The sequence below is a fragment of the Marinomonas vaga genome (genome assembly GCF_055388305.1).
Genome location: NZ_AP043903.1, coordinates 1,087,233 through 1,101,972 on the forward strand (window position 1 = coordinate 1,087,233; position 14,740 = coordinate 1,101,972).

Here is a 14,740-nt window from a genome sequence, read left to right on the forward strand (position 1 = left end):
CAAAGCCACGCGAAAGGTAACAAAACCTCTCTTGCTAAGCATCCTTATTTAGCAAAAGAGGTTTATGGAAGAAGAGGCGTGTCAGTGATTTTTGGTCAAGGCGAGGTAGTTTTCAATGCCAGCGATTTGGTCTTCTGCGTGGTGATTCACGTACAGCACTGTGGTTTCATGGCCAGCACAGATCTTTTCAATGAGCGCCAAGACCAGCTGGCGGTTCATCTCATCTAAGCCCAAGCACGGCTCGTCTAGGATTAATAAAGGTGGGTGTTTTACCATGGCACGGGCAATCAATAGCAGACGCTGATCACCGTAGGACAGCTTGTTAAACGGTTGATCCCCACGATCCGTCATGCCCAATAAGGCTAACCATTGATCGGCGATCTTCTTTTGGTTGTCGGTGGATTTAGTGTACATGCCGATGCTGTCGTAGAAGCCGGAAATGATCACGTTTTTACAACTTACGCTGACACGGTATTCCCACTGCAACGCGGTGGACACATAACCGATGAACTGTTTGATCTGCCAAATGCTTTCGCCGTTGCCCCGCTGGAAACCGAAGACAAAAATATCGTTCACATAACACTGGGGATGGTCACCAGTAATCAGGGACAAGACGCCCGTTTTACCACTGCCATTGGGGCCACTTAGTTGCCAATGTTTGCCTGCCTCGATGGTCCAGTTCAGCTTATCGACGATCACGGTATCCCCGTATTTGATCGTTGCATCGGTGAGCTTCACCAAGGGTTGCTGTGGGTCTAGGGCGGGCAGTTTGCTCGCTGGGTCGGTCTCTGGAACTTGTAGGTCAGTGGTTTTCAAATGCAGTAGTTGGTACAACTCGGCAAAGGCGGATTCGTCCTTTCGATCTACTTTAAAGGACAACTTGCCCCCGTCATGGCCGTCTTTTTCAAGATAAGCCACATGGGTGATAAATTCTGGCATTTCATCAAATCGGTTCAACACCATGACCATAGGCGTGGTTTCAACGATGGATGCTAGGTGCTCTTGCAGCATTGCCAAGGTGTCCGCGTCTAATCCATCAAAGGGTTCATCGAGGATCAATAAATCTGGCTTGCTGGATAGAGCACGAATCAGCATCACTTTGCGCGTTTCACCCGTGGAAAGCTTGCGAAACGCTCGGTCTAGCAAGTGGCTTAAACCAAACTTTTCCACTAACTCTGCGGCCAGCTCGGGGTCCGCACAGTGTTCAAATATCATTTCTTGCACCGGGGTACCGATGGCAATGACATCCATGATGTCCGCGTCGTCTTTCTTGAGTTCTTTGGCGATGAGCTCCGCCTGCGCTTCAAATGATACCAAGCCCACACGCTCAGGCAGGCCAGATAGGCTACCCCCTTCGATAGAGCCTACGCCTGCTAGCACCGCAGCAAGTGCTGACTTACCTGATCCATTTGTACCTGTAATCACCCAATGCTGATTGGCGTCTATCTGCCAGGTAACATCGTTTAAACGGAAGCGTTCATCGAAGTCGACAGATAGGTTTTCAAGCTGAATCACGGTGTCCATGGGGATATTCCTTGTGCAAGCAAACATACATAGATATAGATAACCAAAGCTTTAGAAGCTAAAAAGCCGAGTACTCTTTCGAGTCACTCGGCTTGTATATAGAGACGATGTTTCGAGCGATACTAGGGCTAGGCAAAACTTGGCGAGGAAGCGCAGTGTATAAGAATACATGAGGATTTCGAGTCAAGTTTTAACACCGCCCTAGTGAGCGCAGTAATCGTCTTAAACAATTTTCTTCATGTCAGCCATATGACCACGAAGAACGGAACCTACTGCCTCAACTGGGTGAGCACGTAGCGCTGCGTTGACTTCGATTAGACGAGCGTTGTCTACGCCGTTGTCTTCTACAGATAGGCCTTTACCGATCACGTCAGTTTTGATGCCTTTCATGAAGTCCGCTAGTAAAGGTACACAAGCGTGGTTGTATAGGTAACAACCGTACTCAGCTGTATCAGAGATAGTCGCGTTCATTTCGTAAAGTTTCTTACGAGCGATAGTGTTCGCGATTAGCGGAGTTTCGTGTAGAGACTCGTAGTAAGCAGATTCAGCGATGATGCCTGCAGCAGTCATTGTTTCGAATGCTAGCTCAACGCCCGCTTTAACCATTGCTACCATCAAGATACCGTTGTCGAAGAACTCTTGCTCAGAGATTTCTACGTCACCAGCAGGTGTTTTCTCGAAGTTGGTTTCAGCAGTGTCTGCACGCCATTGAAGCAAGTTTTTGTCATCGTTCGCCCAGTCTTCCATCATCACGCGAGAGAAAGTACCGTCGATGATGTCATCTTGGTGCTTGTTGTATAGAGGGCGCATGATCACTTTCAATTCTTCAGAAAGATCGAATGCTTTGATCTTAGCTGGGTTAGAAAGACGATCTAGCATGTTTGTCACGCCGCCGTATTTCAATGCTTCAGTGATAGTTTCCCAGCCGTACTGGATCAACTTAGATGCGTAACCTGCGTCGATGCCTTCTTCAACCATTTTGTCGAAGCAAAGGATAGAACCTGTTTGCAACATACCACAAAGGATCGTTTGCTCACCCATCAAGTCAGACTTAACTTCCGCGATGAAAGAAGACATTAGAACGCCTGCTTTGTGGCCGCCAGTACCTACTGCGTAAGCTTTTGCTAGTGCAAGACCTTCGCCTTTAGGATCGTTGTCTTCGTGAACAGCGATAAGTGTTGGAACACCGAAGCCACGAACGTATTCAGCACGTACTTCAGAACCAGGACACTTAGGAGCAACCATGATTACTGTTAGGTCGTCACGGATTTGCATGCCTTCTTCAACGATGTTGAAACCGTGAGAGTAAGATAGGCAAGCGCCTTCTTTCATAAGAGGCATAACCGCTTTCACTACAGAAGTGTGCTGCTTATCTGGAGTCAGGTTAAGAACCACGTCAGCCGTTGGGATTAGGTCTTCGTAAGTACCAACAATGAAGCCGTTTTCAGTTGCGTTTTTCCAAGACTGACGCTTCTGCTCGATTGCTTCAGGACGTAGCGCGTAAGACACGTCTAGACCAGAGTCACGTAGGTTAAGACCTTGGTTAAGACCTTGTGCACCACAACCTACTACTACCATTTTTTTGCCTTTAAGCGCTTCTACGCCATCAGCAAATTCTGAACTATCCATAAAACGACATTTTGCTAGTTGAGCTAGTTGCTCACGTAGCGGCAAAGTATTGAAGTAGTTAGCCATGGTTAACACATCCTAAATTTTTATGATTAAAGTACCGACATCAAAACATGCCGATATTAAAAATGGGTGACACAGCCACACATCTAAAACGATGTATCCTGCGAGTGGGAGTAAATGTATACCCCAAGGAATCTTTCGTAAATTGATATATTTGCAATATAACGTCCCATTTTTTGCAAAACAGGGTTATGCTTGAACAATGAACATCAAAACCCTAAAACATTTCCTCGCCTTAGCGGACAGTTTGCACTTTGGCCGTGCCAGTGAAGACTGCAATATCAGCATCTCCGCCCTGTCCCGCAACATCCGCCATTTGGAGGAAGAAGTGGGTGTGCCCCTATTTAATCGGGACAATCGTACCGTCGCCCTTACCAAAGAAGGCCAGCGATTTTTAAAGTACGCTCGAGAAACCAGCAGCCAGTGGAACTTGATTCGCCACGAATTAACCGACAACTCAGGTCAGCTCAGTGGTGAGATCAGCATTTACTGCTCAGTGACCGCCAGCTACAGCTTCTTATTTGAACTGCTCAACCGCTTTCGCCAAGTGCATCCCCACATCGAGATCAAGCTCCACACCGGCGATCCAGACAAAGCCATTACGCGCATACTAGACGGAGTCGAAGAAATCACCATCGCCGCCCGCCCCGTGTCCATGCACAAGGGATTGGCCTTCACCCCGATCACCAAATCCCCATTAGTCTTTATTGCTCCTGTGGAACAACAACCCAACGTTCCCACTACCTCCCCAGCTTCTATTAGCGACTGGGAGCGGGTGCCCATGATTCTGTCTGAAGGAGGGGTTTCACGGATTCGAGTGGATGACTGGTTTAACGACAAGAACATCACCCCCAATATCTACGCCCAAGTGGCGGGTAACGAGGCCATCGTGAGTATGGTGAGCTTGGGATTTGGGATTGGTGTGGTGCCGAAAATCGTACTCGACAACAGCCCGCTGATGGATCGGGTGCAGATCCTAGATGTGCAACCTGAGCTAGAGCCCTATGACATTGGCTTGTTTACGCTGAAGAAGAGCTTGAAAAACCCGCTTGTGGAAGCGTTTTGGGCGCTGGTTTGATGGCTCTCTTCCATGCTCATCAATACTTTTACCTTTTCAAACGCAGAAAGCCCCAGTCTTTCGACCAGGGCTTTCTGGGGAATCATTTCAGAATGAGCTGGGATTAAACCCTAGCCTCAATACCTAATGATTAGTTAGCAGAGTTTAGACGGTTGAACTCGTCTTGTAGCTCGCTAGTTTTCTCGTTGTATACCGCTTCTTTTTGAGAGAAGGTCATTGCGTGGTCAAAGGTTACCTCGTCTGCTTGGTAGCCCATTGTTTCAAGCTGAGTTGACAGTGCTTCGTAACCTGCTTTGGCTTCGCGTAGATCTTCGGATGCATTATTGTCATTAGCAAAAGCAGAAGTTGATAGACCAGCGATTGCTAGAGTAGATAGTGCAATTGAAGTTAGCTTTTTCATGGTAAACCTCCTAAGGGTTTTGAAATTTTTAAATGCGTTGTGTTTCGCGTTTCGATGGATTCAATATTAGAGGCTTTTTGAGATAACAAAAGAGCTCAAAAGTCCGTTTCAAAGTTCTTTCATCAAGCACAAAAAATGTACACTAACTGGCCAATTCCCTAGGAAAGTTGCATGTACTTAATAAAAGCTGACGCATTTCGACGTTATTTCAAAAATTGCTCAAAACTGTACTCAGTCAACACGATTTCGAGGGGCATTAGAGAGGTTTGAAAGCCATTTCTCTAACATAATCGTTTAGAAAAACAGCCAAGTCACAGACAAAAACGTGCTTTTTAAATTTTTCGCATTCACATTTGAAATCGATAAATGCGATCAGTACTGATCGAAAAGGTTGATTAAATCGGCTTCTTAGCCAATTTTGGTACTAAAAAAGCCGCCCAACTCAGTTGGGCGGCTTAATGTTAAAAGGCTGTTTGTACTCAAGCAGCGTTTTATCGGGCTATTTAATCTCGTAAACAGAGGTCGTACCGCTCACTTCATTACCCACGATCAATAGAGGCTTGCCATTTGAGCTGTCGCTGGCAGAGACAAACTTAAAGCCCTCAGGCCCAAGGTCTCCTGCTGCGGCACCCACTTCTGCAGGGTCCAGAGTTAGGTCACGATCATTAACATAATTCACAAAGATCGGCGCACTCGGAGTGGTGATGTCATACATCATGATGCCACCCATACGCTCTAAACCGATGAAAGCGTAATGCTTGCCATCGATTTCACCCACGGTAATAGCTTCTGGCTCTGGGCCTTTGGCGTCACTGCGGCCGTCTGGGTCGTGTTCCCCATTGTCATTATTGAAGTTAATGCCGTAACGCTGGGCGGTGATCTGTTCAAACTGATCCCCAGAATCAAATACCAGGGTGCCATCTTCCGCATCCCAGATTGAGAAAGAGCGTGCACCGTACACATACAGAGCTTCGAACGCCCCATCATTGTCTGTGTCACCAAGCTTGGAAGTCACTTTCAAACGACCAATGGCATCGTCTGTTTGCAATGTTGCAGCATTGGGGAAGGCGGTCGCATCAAGGGTAAGGTCTTCCACACGGAATTCTTCCATGTTTAGGTTAAGAGGGTCTCCTGCAAAATCGACTGAACCATCCGTCTGTTCTGTGCCCCAATCCGCACGGGAATCCCCTTCGTTTGCCGTCACAAAATAATCCTTGCCGCCTATCGTGTAGGTTGCAATGGAATCCGGCTGATACATGCCATAGACAGGCCAATTAGCAATGTTTACCTTGTCGTCCTTATCGCTGGCATCAAAGCCGTTACCGGAGACATTGTGATCTTTAAAACCTAATGCGAAGATTTTAGACACGGTCGCGGTATCAATGTCCACCACAGCTACGGCGTTCGCTTCTTGCATGCTCACGTAGGCGGTTTTGGAGTCTGCTGACACCGCAACGTATTCAGGCTCTAAGTCTTCTGCAACCGTGCTTGGACGAACGGCTTTGCCATTAGCGTCCACAATGGTGCCAAACACTCGCACATCCTTTGGTAGCTCATGGTGACGCGTTCCGCCCACATTAAACTCTTCAAAGGTCGCAGAGGACAAGGTGAAATCAGTAGTATCAATGATGTCCACACGACCTTCTGGGTCCATTTGGTAATCCGTTGGCTCCCCTTCAACCGCCACTACAGCGTGGCGACCATCTGGGGTAAAGGTCACCATGTCTGGTAAAGACCCAGAGTCCACCACACTGGCCACAGAAAGATCCGTAAGATCGAGGAAGACGACCCAACCCGCATCCGTTTTAGTGCCCGCTTCCACTGCAACCGCAGCCAGGTCTTCGTGTACCGCGATGCTGTTTGCCGCTCCTACTTGCGAGGTGCTGCGGATAGCAGCTTTCGCAGACACCACCATGGATTGAACGTCTAGGGTTTGAGTCAATCGCAGGTTCGTCATATCCGATGCATCAAACACATCCACTTGGCCGATGTTCGCGTTCACGGTGAAAATACGCTGACGAGATTTGTCAAACGCTACGATCTCTGCCGCACTTTCATCAAAACCACGACTGTCAGAGCGCCCGATACGCTCAATGCCTGACACAACCTGTGTAGCGGTACTAGAAGAAGAGGAAGAGCTATTCGATTCACAGCCAACCAGTGCTGCCATTGCTAGCCCTAACGCCACGGGTTTTAACGCCCAACCAATCTTCTGCGAATTCATGACATCTCCGATCATTAAGTTAATTAAAAAAGTTCGGAGCAGACTACTGATCGTATATGACTAACCTGTAACAAATTTTTGACCGGCGTGTGACAGTTCTGTGATCACCGCGGCACCCGTTGGACTGGCTCACCGCGGATTATGGTTTGAGAAACATTTAAGCCTATTAAAGAACTGGCGTTTCTTTGGGTTGCTCCTCCAAACGGCGCTGTAGATAGGACCAACGGGCCAAGATCCCGATCACTACTAAGGCAAAGACAAAACGCGCCCAAAGGATACCGGACAGATCAGCCCCCAGCAGTAGGATCAACATGGTGTCTTCTATGATGCTGTGACACAGGCCCAAAAAGCCCATGGTTAAAAAGATATCTTTGCGGCTAAGGCGACCGGACTCTGCTTCCTTGATCAATAAACCCGCGCCAAAGGTCAGACCTAACACCACCCCGATCACAGCAACATTGGCCGCCGATTTACCAATCCCCAACATGCGCAAAATGGGGAATAGCAAGGTATGGATTAAACGCTCAATGCCCAAGGCACGTAGCAAGCGCAATAAGCTCATCAAGGCGAAAATCACAAAGTAGATATACGCTAAGGTTTTGATCTGGCTGATGCCCCATCCAACAAAGCTATCATCGACCGCGGCCGTTGGCTGCCATAGCATCTGAGACGGTTGCTGTAGCCATTGAAACTGGCTGTACACCAGATTGAGTAAACCACCGAGAACCAAAGCACCACCAAACCTTAAAGCAATGGTGACACGCCAACTCACACCCATACGCTTGGCCACCGCGCCTTCTACGGGTAGCGAATGCGCTAGCAGGGTCATCGCCCCCAGCACGGTCACTTGCGCCACACTAAGAGGCTCAGACAAACCCAAATTAAAAAACACCAACATGCCCGTGTAGATATTGGTCAGCATCATGGTCGCCAGCACAATGCCCAAATCATCGGGCAAGCCCACCACCTGCATCACAGGTGACAACACATGCCCTAATAAAGTCACGCCGCCCACCATTTCCAGCACCTTCACGATCAATAGGGCTGGCACCATCACCTTTAACAGCAGCCAATACACGCTGGCGGCTTGCTTCCCTAAGGCTCCCACTTCCTTTACTAACGACATCATAACTGGCCTATTTCTATGAGCTGATTGAAGCGTCTATTCTAGAAGGTTGACGAAAAATAATGTCATATTTAAAACTCAATTCTTTTCATATAATTTGTTTATTCACTATCAAACAAAATTAAATTAACCATGACAGAATTAGATCGCATCGACCGAAACATTTTGACGTTACTGCAAGCAGATTGCAGCGTGACCAATGTGCAACTGTCGGAACAAGTGGGTCTGTCTCCCCCGGCCTGCCTAAAACGGGTCAAACGCCTAACAGAAGAAGGCTATATCACACGCCAAGTAGCCCTAGTGGCCCCTCAGAAGCTTGGCTCTATGCTGCACATGGTGGTGGAAGTCTTTATGGAACGGGATCACAAGCAGCTGTTTCAGGACTTCGCTAAAAAGGTTCAAGCCACCCCAGAAGTGAAACAAAGTTACCAAGTGACAGGTGAGGTCGATTTCGTCCTGATCGTCATGGTGAAAGACATGGAAGCCTACGAAACACTTTGCGATAGGCTACTCTACAGCCATCCCAACGTGCGCAAATTTCGCACCTTGATTTCCATGAAACGGGACAAATTTGAAACCTCAGTAGAGGTGAGGTAAGCATATCTCAGACATCGAACCCTTGCAGATTAATGGTACTGAAATGAAGGTTTTTTATTTTAAATTAGTAATTCCTACTATACTAATAATTCCCCTACGGGCATGATAAAATTTCCTAATAATCAGCACTTTCCATTTGTGGAGCCTCCATGCGTTTTAGTCATAAAGTCGTTGCGACGTCATCGCTATTGTTAGCCTTGACCGTTGGTTTACTGAGCGTCCAACAGTTACTCACTGTGCGGTCAGAAGTCGAAGGTTTAGTCAAAGTCAGCCTGAAGGAAATGGTTGTCGGGGTAGGGAATACAATCAGCGCAGAACTGTCCAACAAAAGCGCCTTGGCGCAAAGCATGACAGAAAGCATTGAACTCAATCCTAATGACCGAACTTACGTCAAACAATTGCTGGAACAACCAGCCATTAAGAACAGCTTCCTAGCCATCGGACTAGGGTATGAATCCGATGCGGTTGTGGTAGAAAACGATGATGGCTGGGAGCCTGACGCGAGCTACGACCCACGTAAGCGCCCTTGGTACATGGATGCCAAACGTGAACGCACGCAAATTTTCACAGCACCTTATGTGGATGTCTCCACCAAGCAAACCATTATCTCCATCGGTAACCCCGTCATGGAAGGCAATCGGTTTGTGGGCGCCATGTTCTATGACTTAGAGCTAGGCGGGCTATCAGAGCTAGCCAACTCTGTGAATATTTTCGATGCGGGCTACCTGTTTCTCGTGACAGACCAAGGCCAAGTCATTGCGCATCCTAACGCAGACAGTAACGGCAAAAACTTCTCTGAAGTACTGCCTTCGGTGTCCCTAAAAGAAGGCCTGCAACAACTTAAACTGAATGGTGATAACAGCCTCGTCAGTATTACCCGTGAGCCAAGCCAAAACTGGTACGTCATCGCTGTCGTAGATGAAGATAAAGCCTTCTCAGCGATCGCCAAACTGCGCACCAATGCGATTATTTTTGGCGTACTAGGCATTCTCATCAGCGTGATTGTTATGACCCTACTGATCAAAACCCTATTGCGTCCTCTTGGGGAGCTGAATGCTGCCATTCAAGACGTTGCCACGGGTAGAGGCGACCTGACAAAACGCATTACCCCAAGCAATACACCGGAGTTTGCGGAACTGGCCAACGGCTTCAATCAATTTGCTGCCAGTTTGCAGGAGCGCATTACGCACCTAAAACTACTGGGAGATGAAGTGGCCGCCAGCGGCGCACAAACCGTCAGCAGCTCACGCCAATCCTCTCAAGCCATGGAAGACCAACTAAAAGAGTTGGAAATGCTCGCCACTGCGATCCATGAAATGTCCTTGGCTTCTAACGAAGTGGCTGAGAATGCACAACGGGCGTCGGAATCCGCCAACGAAGTAGACCGCACAACCATTGAGGGCTCTTCTGTGGTCAGCGAGACCGCTAAATCGATTGATGCCCTATCTGATCGAATCGATCAAGCTGTGGAGCAAGTGAAAGGCCTAGAGCACGCCACCAGTAACATCGAGACGATTCTTGCGGTCATCAACGAAATCGCAGACCAAACCAACCTGCTCGCCTTGAACGCAGCCATTGAAGCGGCTCGTGCAGGCGAATCTGGTCGCGGCTTCGCCGTGGTGGCAGATGAAGTGCGTACCCTTGCCCAACGAACCCAAGAATCGACTACCGAAATCCGCGGCATGATTGAGCAACTACAAAATGGCTCAGCGGCTGTGTCCCATGCCATGACAGAGAGCCGCAATACGGCTGTAAAAGCCGTCGAAAATGCCCAACAAGCCGATGCTGCCCTAGACCGTATTCGTCAATCGATCGAACAAATCAGCGATATGAATGCGCAAATTGCCTCCGCGGCACAAGAGCAAAGCCATGTGGCAGAAGAGATCAATCAAAATGCTGTGAAGATCAAAACCCTGTCCACATCCGTGGTCGAGCTGGCCCAAGACTCCAGTGACGCCATGGCAAAACAGCGTTCCCATACGGAATCACAGAAAGACATCTTGGATCGCTTCAAAGTGTAACCGTCCCACGCAACCAAAAAAGCCAGCGACTTTAGCTGGCTTTTTTTGTCTTCACTTAACAAAGAGCGACTCACCCCTAATCATCGTCCTGCATGGCAATGGAAGCATGCCCCGCGGATAAGTTCGCCAGTTTTGCAGCAATGCTAGACGCCTCAGCATCGGTCAAAGGAACGGACGCATCCTGTGGAGCAAATACATACGTATCGGACACCCCATCAAACTCAATCTTACCCAGAATGCGACCGCTATCACTCAAGCAATCAAGCGCCTGCTGAGCCGGAAAAAACAACACCATCATCCACCTACTTAAAACCATTGCTAATGGCCATCGATAATAGAGGTAGGGATGTTTAGGATCAATGAAAGGATTCAGCTCCCACAACAGCCGCCTATCAGCCGCATCAGACTTAATGTGGGAGCGGATTCAAAGCCCTAGGCGCGGGCTTTGAGGAATTGGCCAATCCAAGCCATTAAAGACTGGTTGTGAATGGTTTCTTGGGCCACGCTTTGGCGAGCTTTTTCAGCCACGTCAGGGGGCAAGGTCACCCCATCATATAGGTCGATTAGCTCGTTCTCGTAAACCTTGGAAAACTCAGGGTGTCCTTGGAAGGTCAGAATACGATCTTGGTAAATCAGTCCCGCATGCTGGCAGAAATTGCTGGTTAGGAAAGTCGTCATTTTGGCTGGTTTTTCAAGCACTTGGTCTTGGTGAAAAGCACAAAAAGCAATGTCTTTCACCGCTGGTAAGGTAGGGATGTCTTCCACCACTTGGTAATGGTGAACCCCAACGCCCCAACCGCCATCAAACTTCGCCACTCGACCACCCAAGGCACGGGCAATGACCTGATGACCAAAGCAGATACCCACCAACACTTGTCCGTTAGCATCCACTTCACGAATGAAGTCGCACAGCTTAATGATCCATGGGTCGTCCCCGTAGGCATCGGATTTGGAACCCGTGATCAACCAGCCATCGCAGGCTTGGGTGCTCTCTGGGAACTCATCCAAGCGCACATCGAAAATTTCAAACGACAACTCAGGCTCTAAGGCGCCGATCTGCTGGGCAAACATCTCGCCATAGGTTGGGTACTGGGAGCGCAATGCATCCGGAGTAATACCTGCCGCAAGAATACCAATCTTCATTTACTTCTTCCTTCTAACAATGGGCCGATCACGGCCCATGGAAACGGTTTTGACGGCGCATGATGACAATCGCCGCGATGACAGCAATGGATACCGCCAAGATCATCAAGGTGGCTAGAGCATTGATCTCAGGCGTCACCCCTAGGCGCACTTTCGAGAAGATCACCATAGGCAAAGTGGAGTTGCCTGGCCCAGAGACAAAGCTGGCGATCACCAGATCATCCAGCGATAAGGTAAACGACAACAACCAACCAGACAATATGGCGGGTGCAATCAAGGGTAAGGTGATCAAGAAGAACAAGGACACCGGTTTAGCCCCTAGGTCCATGGCCGCTTCTTCTAAGGTTTCATCCAAGGACGACAGGCGCGATTGCACGACCACCGCCACGTAGGCGAGACAGAAGGTGGTATGGGCAATCACAATAGTGGTGGTGCCACGACCTGCTGGCCAGCCGAAGAGGCTTTCCATAGCAACAAACAGCAGCAATAGGGACAAACCAGTAATCACTTCTGGCATCACCAGAGGCGCTGTTACCCAACCTGCCATAATGGTTTTGCCACGGAAGCGTCCCATACGGCTCAGGACAAAACCTGCCAAGGTGCCCAATACCGCCGCTAAGGTGGCACTGATAAAGGCAATTTTTAAGCTCACCCAAGCCGCATTCATGATCTGTTCGTTTTGAAACAGCTCAACATACCACTTTAACGACCAGCCCCCCCAAACCGTCACCAGTTTGGATTCGTTAAAGCTGTAAACGATCAGCGCAATAATGGGCGCATATAAAAACAAGAAGCCAAAGCCTGCGCTGGCTTTTAGGGCGAGGGAATTTCCCTTCTTCATAAGGCCTCCTTATTGCCATTACGCATGAACATAATCGGTCCCACCAAAACAATCAGCATGATGATCGCCACCGCTGACGCCAACGGCCAATCACGGTTTAGGAAGAACTCATCCCAGAGCACACGACCAATCATCAGGGTATCAGAGCCACCAAGTAGGGCTGGGATCACGTATTCACCCACTGCAGGGATAAACACCAGCAGACAGCCTGCAATAATGCCCGGCTTCGCCAATGGCAAGGTCACGAGACAGAAGGCACGCCAAGGCTTCGCACCCAAATCAAGGGCCGCTTCCACAAGGCTCATATCCATTTTTTCTAGGGTCGTATACAGGGGCAGAATCATAAACGGCAAGTAGGTGTAGACGATGCCCAAATAAACCGCGAAGTCCGTTTGCAAAATCTGCAAAGGCTGGTCGATAAGTCCAATAGACATCAGCACTTCGTTGACTAAACCGTTCTTTTTCAACAACGCCATCCACGCATAAACACGCAGTAGGAAAGACGTCCAAAACGGTAAAATCACTAAAGATAACAACACCGTACGCATGGTCGGACCGCTGCGGGCAATCAAGTACGCAATGGGAAAACCAATGATCAAGGTAAAGAAGGTAGAGATCGCCGCAATGCGCAAAGAGCTTAAGTAAGCATCCAAGTAAAAGCGCGACTCAAACAAAAATAAGTAGTTACCAAAGGTGACTTTTAAGGTGGCGTAGGCGTTGCTTGGGTCCCATTCAAACAAAGGCGAATAGGGCGGTACGGCGATCATTGCCTCAGACAAAGAGATCTTAAACACCACCAAGAACGGAATGAAGAAAAACGCCGCCAGCCACAGCATGGGCACCAAAATCACCATCCAACGACCCAAGCGCAACGCCTGTAGCCGCTGTAACACGGTGATGCGAGACGAGTTGGAGGTTGAAGACATCATGAAGTTAACACCACGCTGCTGTCTGGGTCCCAAGCTAGATGCACTTGGTCGTCCCAAGTAAGGCGGTCACCGGTATCACGCTGGACGTTTGGTTGAGTAATGCGGATTTCTTTACCAGAAGGTAGGCGCACCTTGTAAATGGACTGGCTGCCCATGTAGGCCACTTCTGTAATGATACCGCTGGCCACGTTATGCGGCGCATCAAAGGCATCACGGCTAATGCGGATCTTCTCTGGGCGGATCGCCACACTGACGTTTTGGTTCGGCGCACAGCTAATGCCGTGATCTAGGTACACCAAGCCTTCTGTATCTGGGCAATGGATGGACGCACTGTCACGCTCATCGGCCACCACAGTGCCATCAAACAAGTTCACGTTACCAATGAACTCTGCCACAAAGCGGTTGTTAGGGTATTCGTAAACTTCATGGGGTTCGGCGGTCTGTACGATGACGCCGTTATTCATCACACCAATCCGCGTCGCCAAGGTCATGGCTTCTTCTTGGTCATGGGTAACCACAACGAAAGTAATGCCTAGCTCGTCTTGCAGACGCATCAACTCAAATTGTGTTTCTTCCCGGAGCTTTTTATCCAGCGCCCCAAGAGGCTCGTCCAGTAGCAGCAACTTCGGCTGTTTGACCAAAGAGCGGGCCAGCGCCACACGTTGACGTTGTCCACCGGACAGCATATGAGGTTTACGGCGAGCCAGATGGCCCAGCTGAACCATATCAAGGATGTCGGCCACACGCTTGGCAACCTCACCACTTGGCAAGCCTTCACGCTTCAAACCAAATGCCACATTGGCTTCCACACTTAGGTGAGGAAACAAGGCATAGGACTGGAACATCATGTTCACGGGACGTTCCCAAGGTGGTGTGTTGGACATGTCCACGCCATCGATTAAGATGCGACCGGAAGTGGGTGCTTCAAACCCTGCCAACATACGCAAAAGGGTACTTTTACCGGAGCCAGATCCGCCCAATAGGCAAAACAGCTCGTTCTTGTAAATGTCTAAAGAAACATTGTTTACGGCGGTAAAATCGCCGAATTGCTTGTTAATTTGTTCGATTTGAACAAACGGTTCCGCATCCGCCTGACGCCAAATTGGTTTGGCCTGAGACGACGCTTGAGCAGAAAGAGAAAAAGCAGACATAACCCACCTGTCAG

Annotated in this window: 13 protein-coding genes; 3 read left to right on the forward strand and 10 right to left on the reverse strand. The window is 48.9% G+C overall.

Annotated features, from left to right (window positions below):
- Positions 1 to 81: 81 nt before the first annotated feature.
- Both modF and ilvC read right to left on the reverse strand, forming a co-directional pair.
- Positions 82 to 1,524: a molybdate ABC transporter ATP-binding protein ModF gene (modF, locus tag ACZ5DR_RS05095; protein ID WP_377366205.1), complete on the reverse strand. Its 1,443-nt coding sequence runs from the start codon at positions 1,522 to 1,524 to the stop codon at positions 82 to 84.
- A gap of 222 nt (positions 1,525 to 1,746) precedes the next feature.
- Entirely contained in the window at positions 1,747 to 3,219 is a 1,473-nt protein-coding gene (ilvC, locus tag ACZ5DR_RS05100; protein ID WP_377366204.1) for a ketol-acid reductoisomerase, read from the reverse strand.
- A 199-nt stretch (positions 3,220 to 3,418) separates the two neighbouring features.
- Between ilvC and ilvY the strand changes: the two genes are divergently transcribed.
- A complete protein-coding gene (ilvY, locus tag ACZ5DR_RS05105; protein ID WP_377366203.1) occupies positions 3,419 to 4,294 on the forward strand; it encodes an HTH-type transcriptional activator IlvY in 876 nt (291 codons plus the stop codon).
- Between the two features lie 130 nt (positions 4,295 to 4,424).
- On the opposite strand, the gene ACZ5DR_RS05110 is transcribed toward ilvY, so the two are convergent.
- From ACZ5DR_RS05110 to ACZ5DR_RS05120, 3 genes are all read right to left on the reverse strand, one after another.
- A complete protein-coding gene (locus ACZ5DR_RS05110) occupies positions 4,425 to 4,694 on the reverse strand; it encodes a hypothetical protein (RefSeq protein ID WP_377366202.1) in 270 nt (89 codons plus the stop codon).
- Between the two features lie 499 nt (positions 4,695 to 5,193).
- On the reverse strand, positions 5,194 to 6,918 hold the full coding sequence (locus tag ACZ5DR_RS05115) for a choice-of-anchor I family protein (RefSeq protein ID WP_377366201.1): 1,725 nt from the start codon (positions 6,916 to 6,918) through the stop codon (positions 5,194 to 5,196).
- 166 nt (positions 6,919 to 7,084) lie between these two features.
- The gene (locus ACZ5DR_RS05120) at positions 7,085 to 8,047 is read right to left on the reverse strand and encodes a hypothetical protein (RefSeq protein ID WP_377366200.1); all 963 of its coding nucleotides are present in this window, start codon (positions 8,045 to 8,047) and stop codon (positions 7,085 to 7,087) included.
- Between the two features lie 129 nt (positions 8,048 to 8,176).
- Between ACZ5DR_RS05120 and ACZ5DR_RS05125 the strand changes: the two genes are divergently transcribed.
- Together ACZ5DR_RS05125 and ACZ5DR_RS05130 are read left to right on the forward strand one after the other, a co-directional pair.
- Entirely contained in the window at positions 8,177 to 8,641 is a 465-nt protein-coding gene (locus ACZ5DR_RS05125; protein WP_377366199.1) for an Lrp/AsnC family transcriptional regulator, read from the forward strand.
- Positions 8,642 to 8,790: 149 nt separating this feature from the next.
- A complete protein-coding gene (locus ACZ5DR_RS05130) occupies positions 8,791 to 10,662 on the forward strand; it encodes a methyl-accepting chemotaxis protein (protein ID WP_377366198.1) in 1,872 nt (623 codons plus the stop codon).
- 76 nt (positions 10,663 to 10,738) lie between these two features.
- On the opposite strand, the gene ACZ5DR_RS05135 is transcribed toward ACZ5DR_RS05130, so the two are convergent.
- From ACZ5DR_RS05135 to ACZ5DR_RS05155, 5 genes are all read right to left on the reverse strand, one after another.
- Positions 10,739 to 10,960 carry a hypothetical protein gene (locus ACZ5DR_RS05135; RefSeq protein WP_377366197.1) on the reverse strand — a complete coding sequence of 74 codons (222 nt, stop codon included), beginning with the start codon at positions 10,958 to 10,960 and terminating at the stop codon, positions 10,739 to 10,741.
- Between the two features lie 134 nt (positions 10,961 to 11,094).
- Entirely contained in the window at positions 11,095 to 11,805 is a 711-nt protein-coding gene (locus tag ACZ5DR_RS05140) for a glutamine amidotransferase-related protein (RefSeq protein WP_377366196.1), read from the reverse strand.
- A gap of 28 nt (positions 11,806 to 11,833) precedes the next feature.
- Complete coding sequence (locus tag ACZ5DR_RS05145; protein WP_377366195.1) at positions 11,834 to 12,646, reverse strand: ABC transporter permease subunit; 813 nt, start codon at positions 12,644 to 12,646, stop codon at positions 11,834 to 11,836.
- Positions 12,643 to 13,575 carry an ABC transporter permease subunit gene (locus ACZ5DR_RS05150; protein WP_377366194.1) on the reverse strand — a complete coding sequence of 311 codons (933 nt, stop codon included), beginning with the start codon at positions 13,573 to 13,575 and terminating at the stop codon, positions 12,643 to 12,645. The genes ACZ5DR_RS05145 and ACZ5DR_RS05150 overlap by 4 nt, the downstream gene beginning before the upstream one ends.
- Entirely contained in the window at positions 13,572 to 14,726 is a 1,155-nt protein-coding gene (locus ACZ5DR_RS05155; RefSeq protein WP_377366193.1) for an ABC transporter ATP-binding protein, read from the reverse strand. The genes ACZ5DR_RS05150 and ACZ5DR_RS05155 overlap by 4 nt, the downstream gene beginning before the upstream one ends.
- Positions 14,727 to 14,740: the final 14 nt, after the last annotated feature.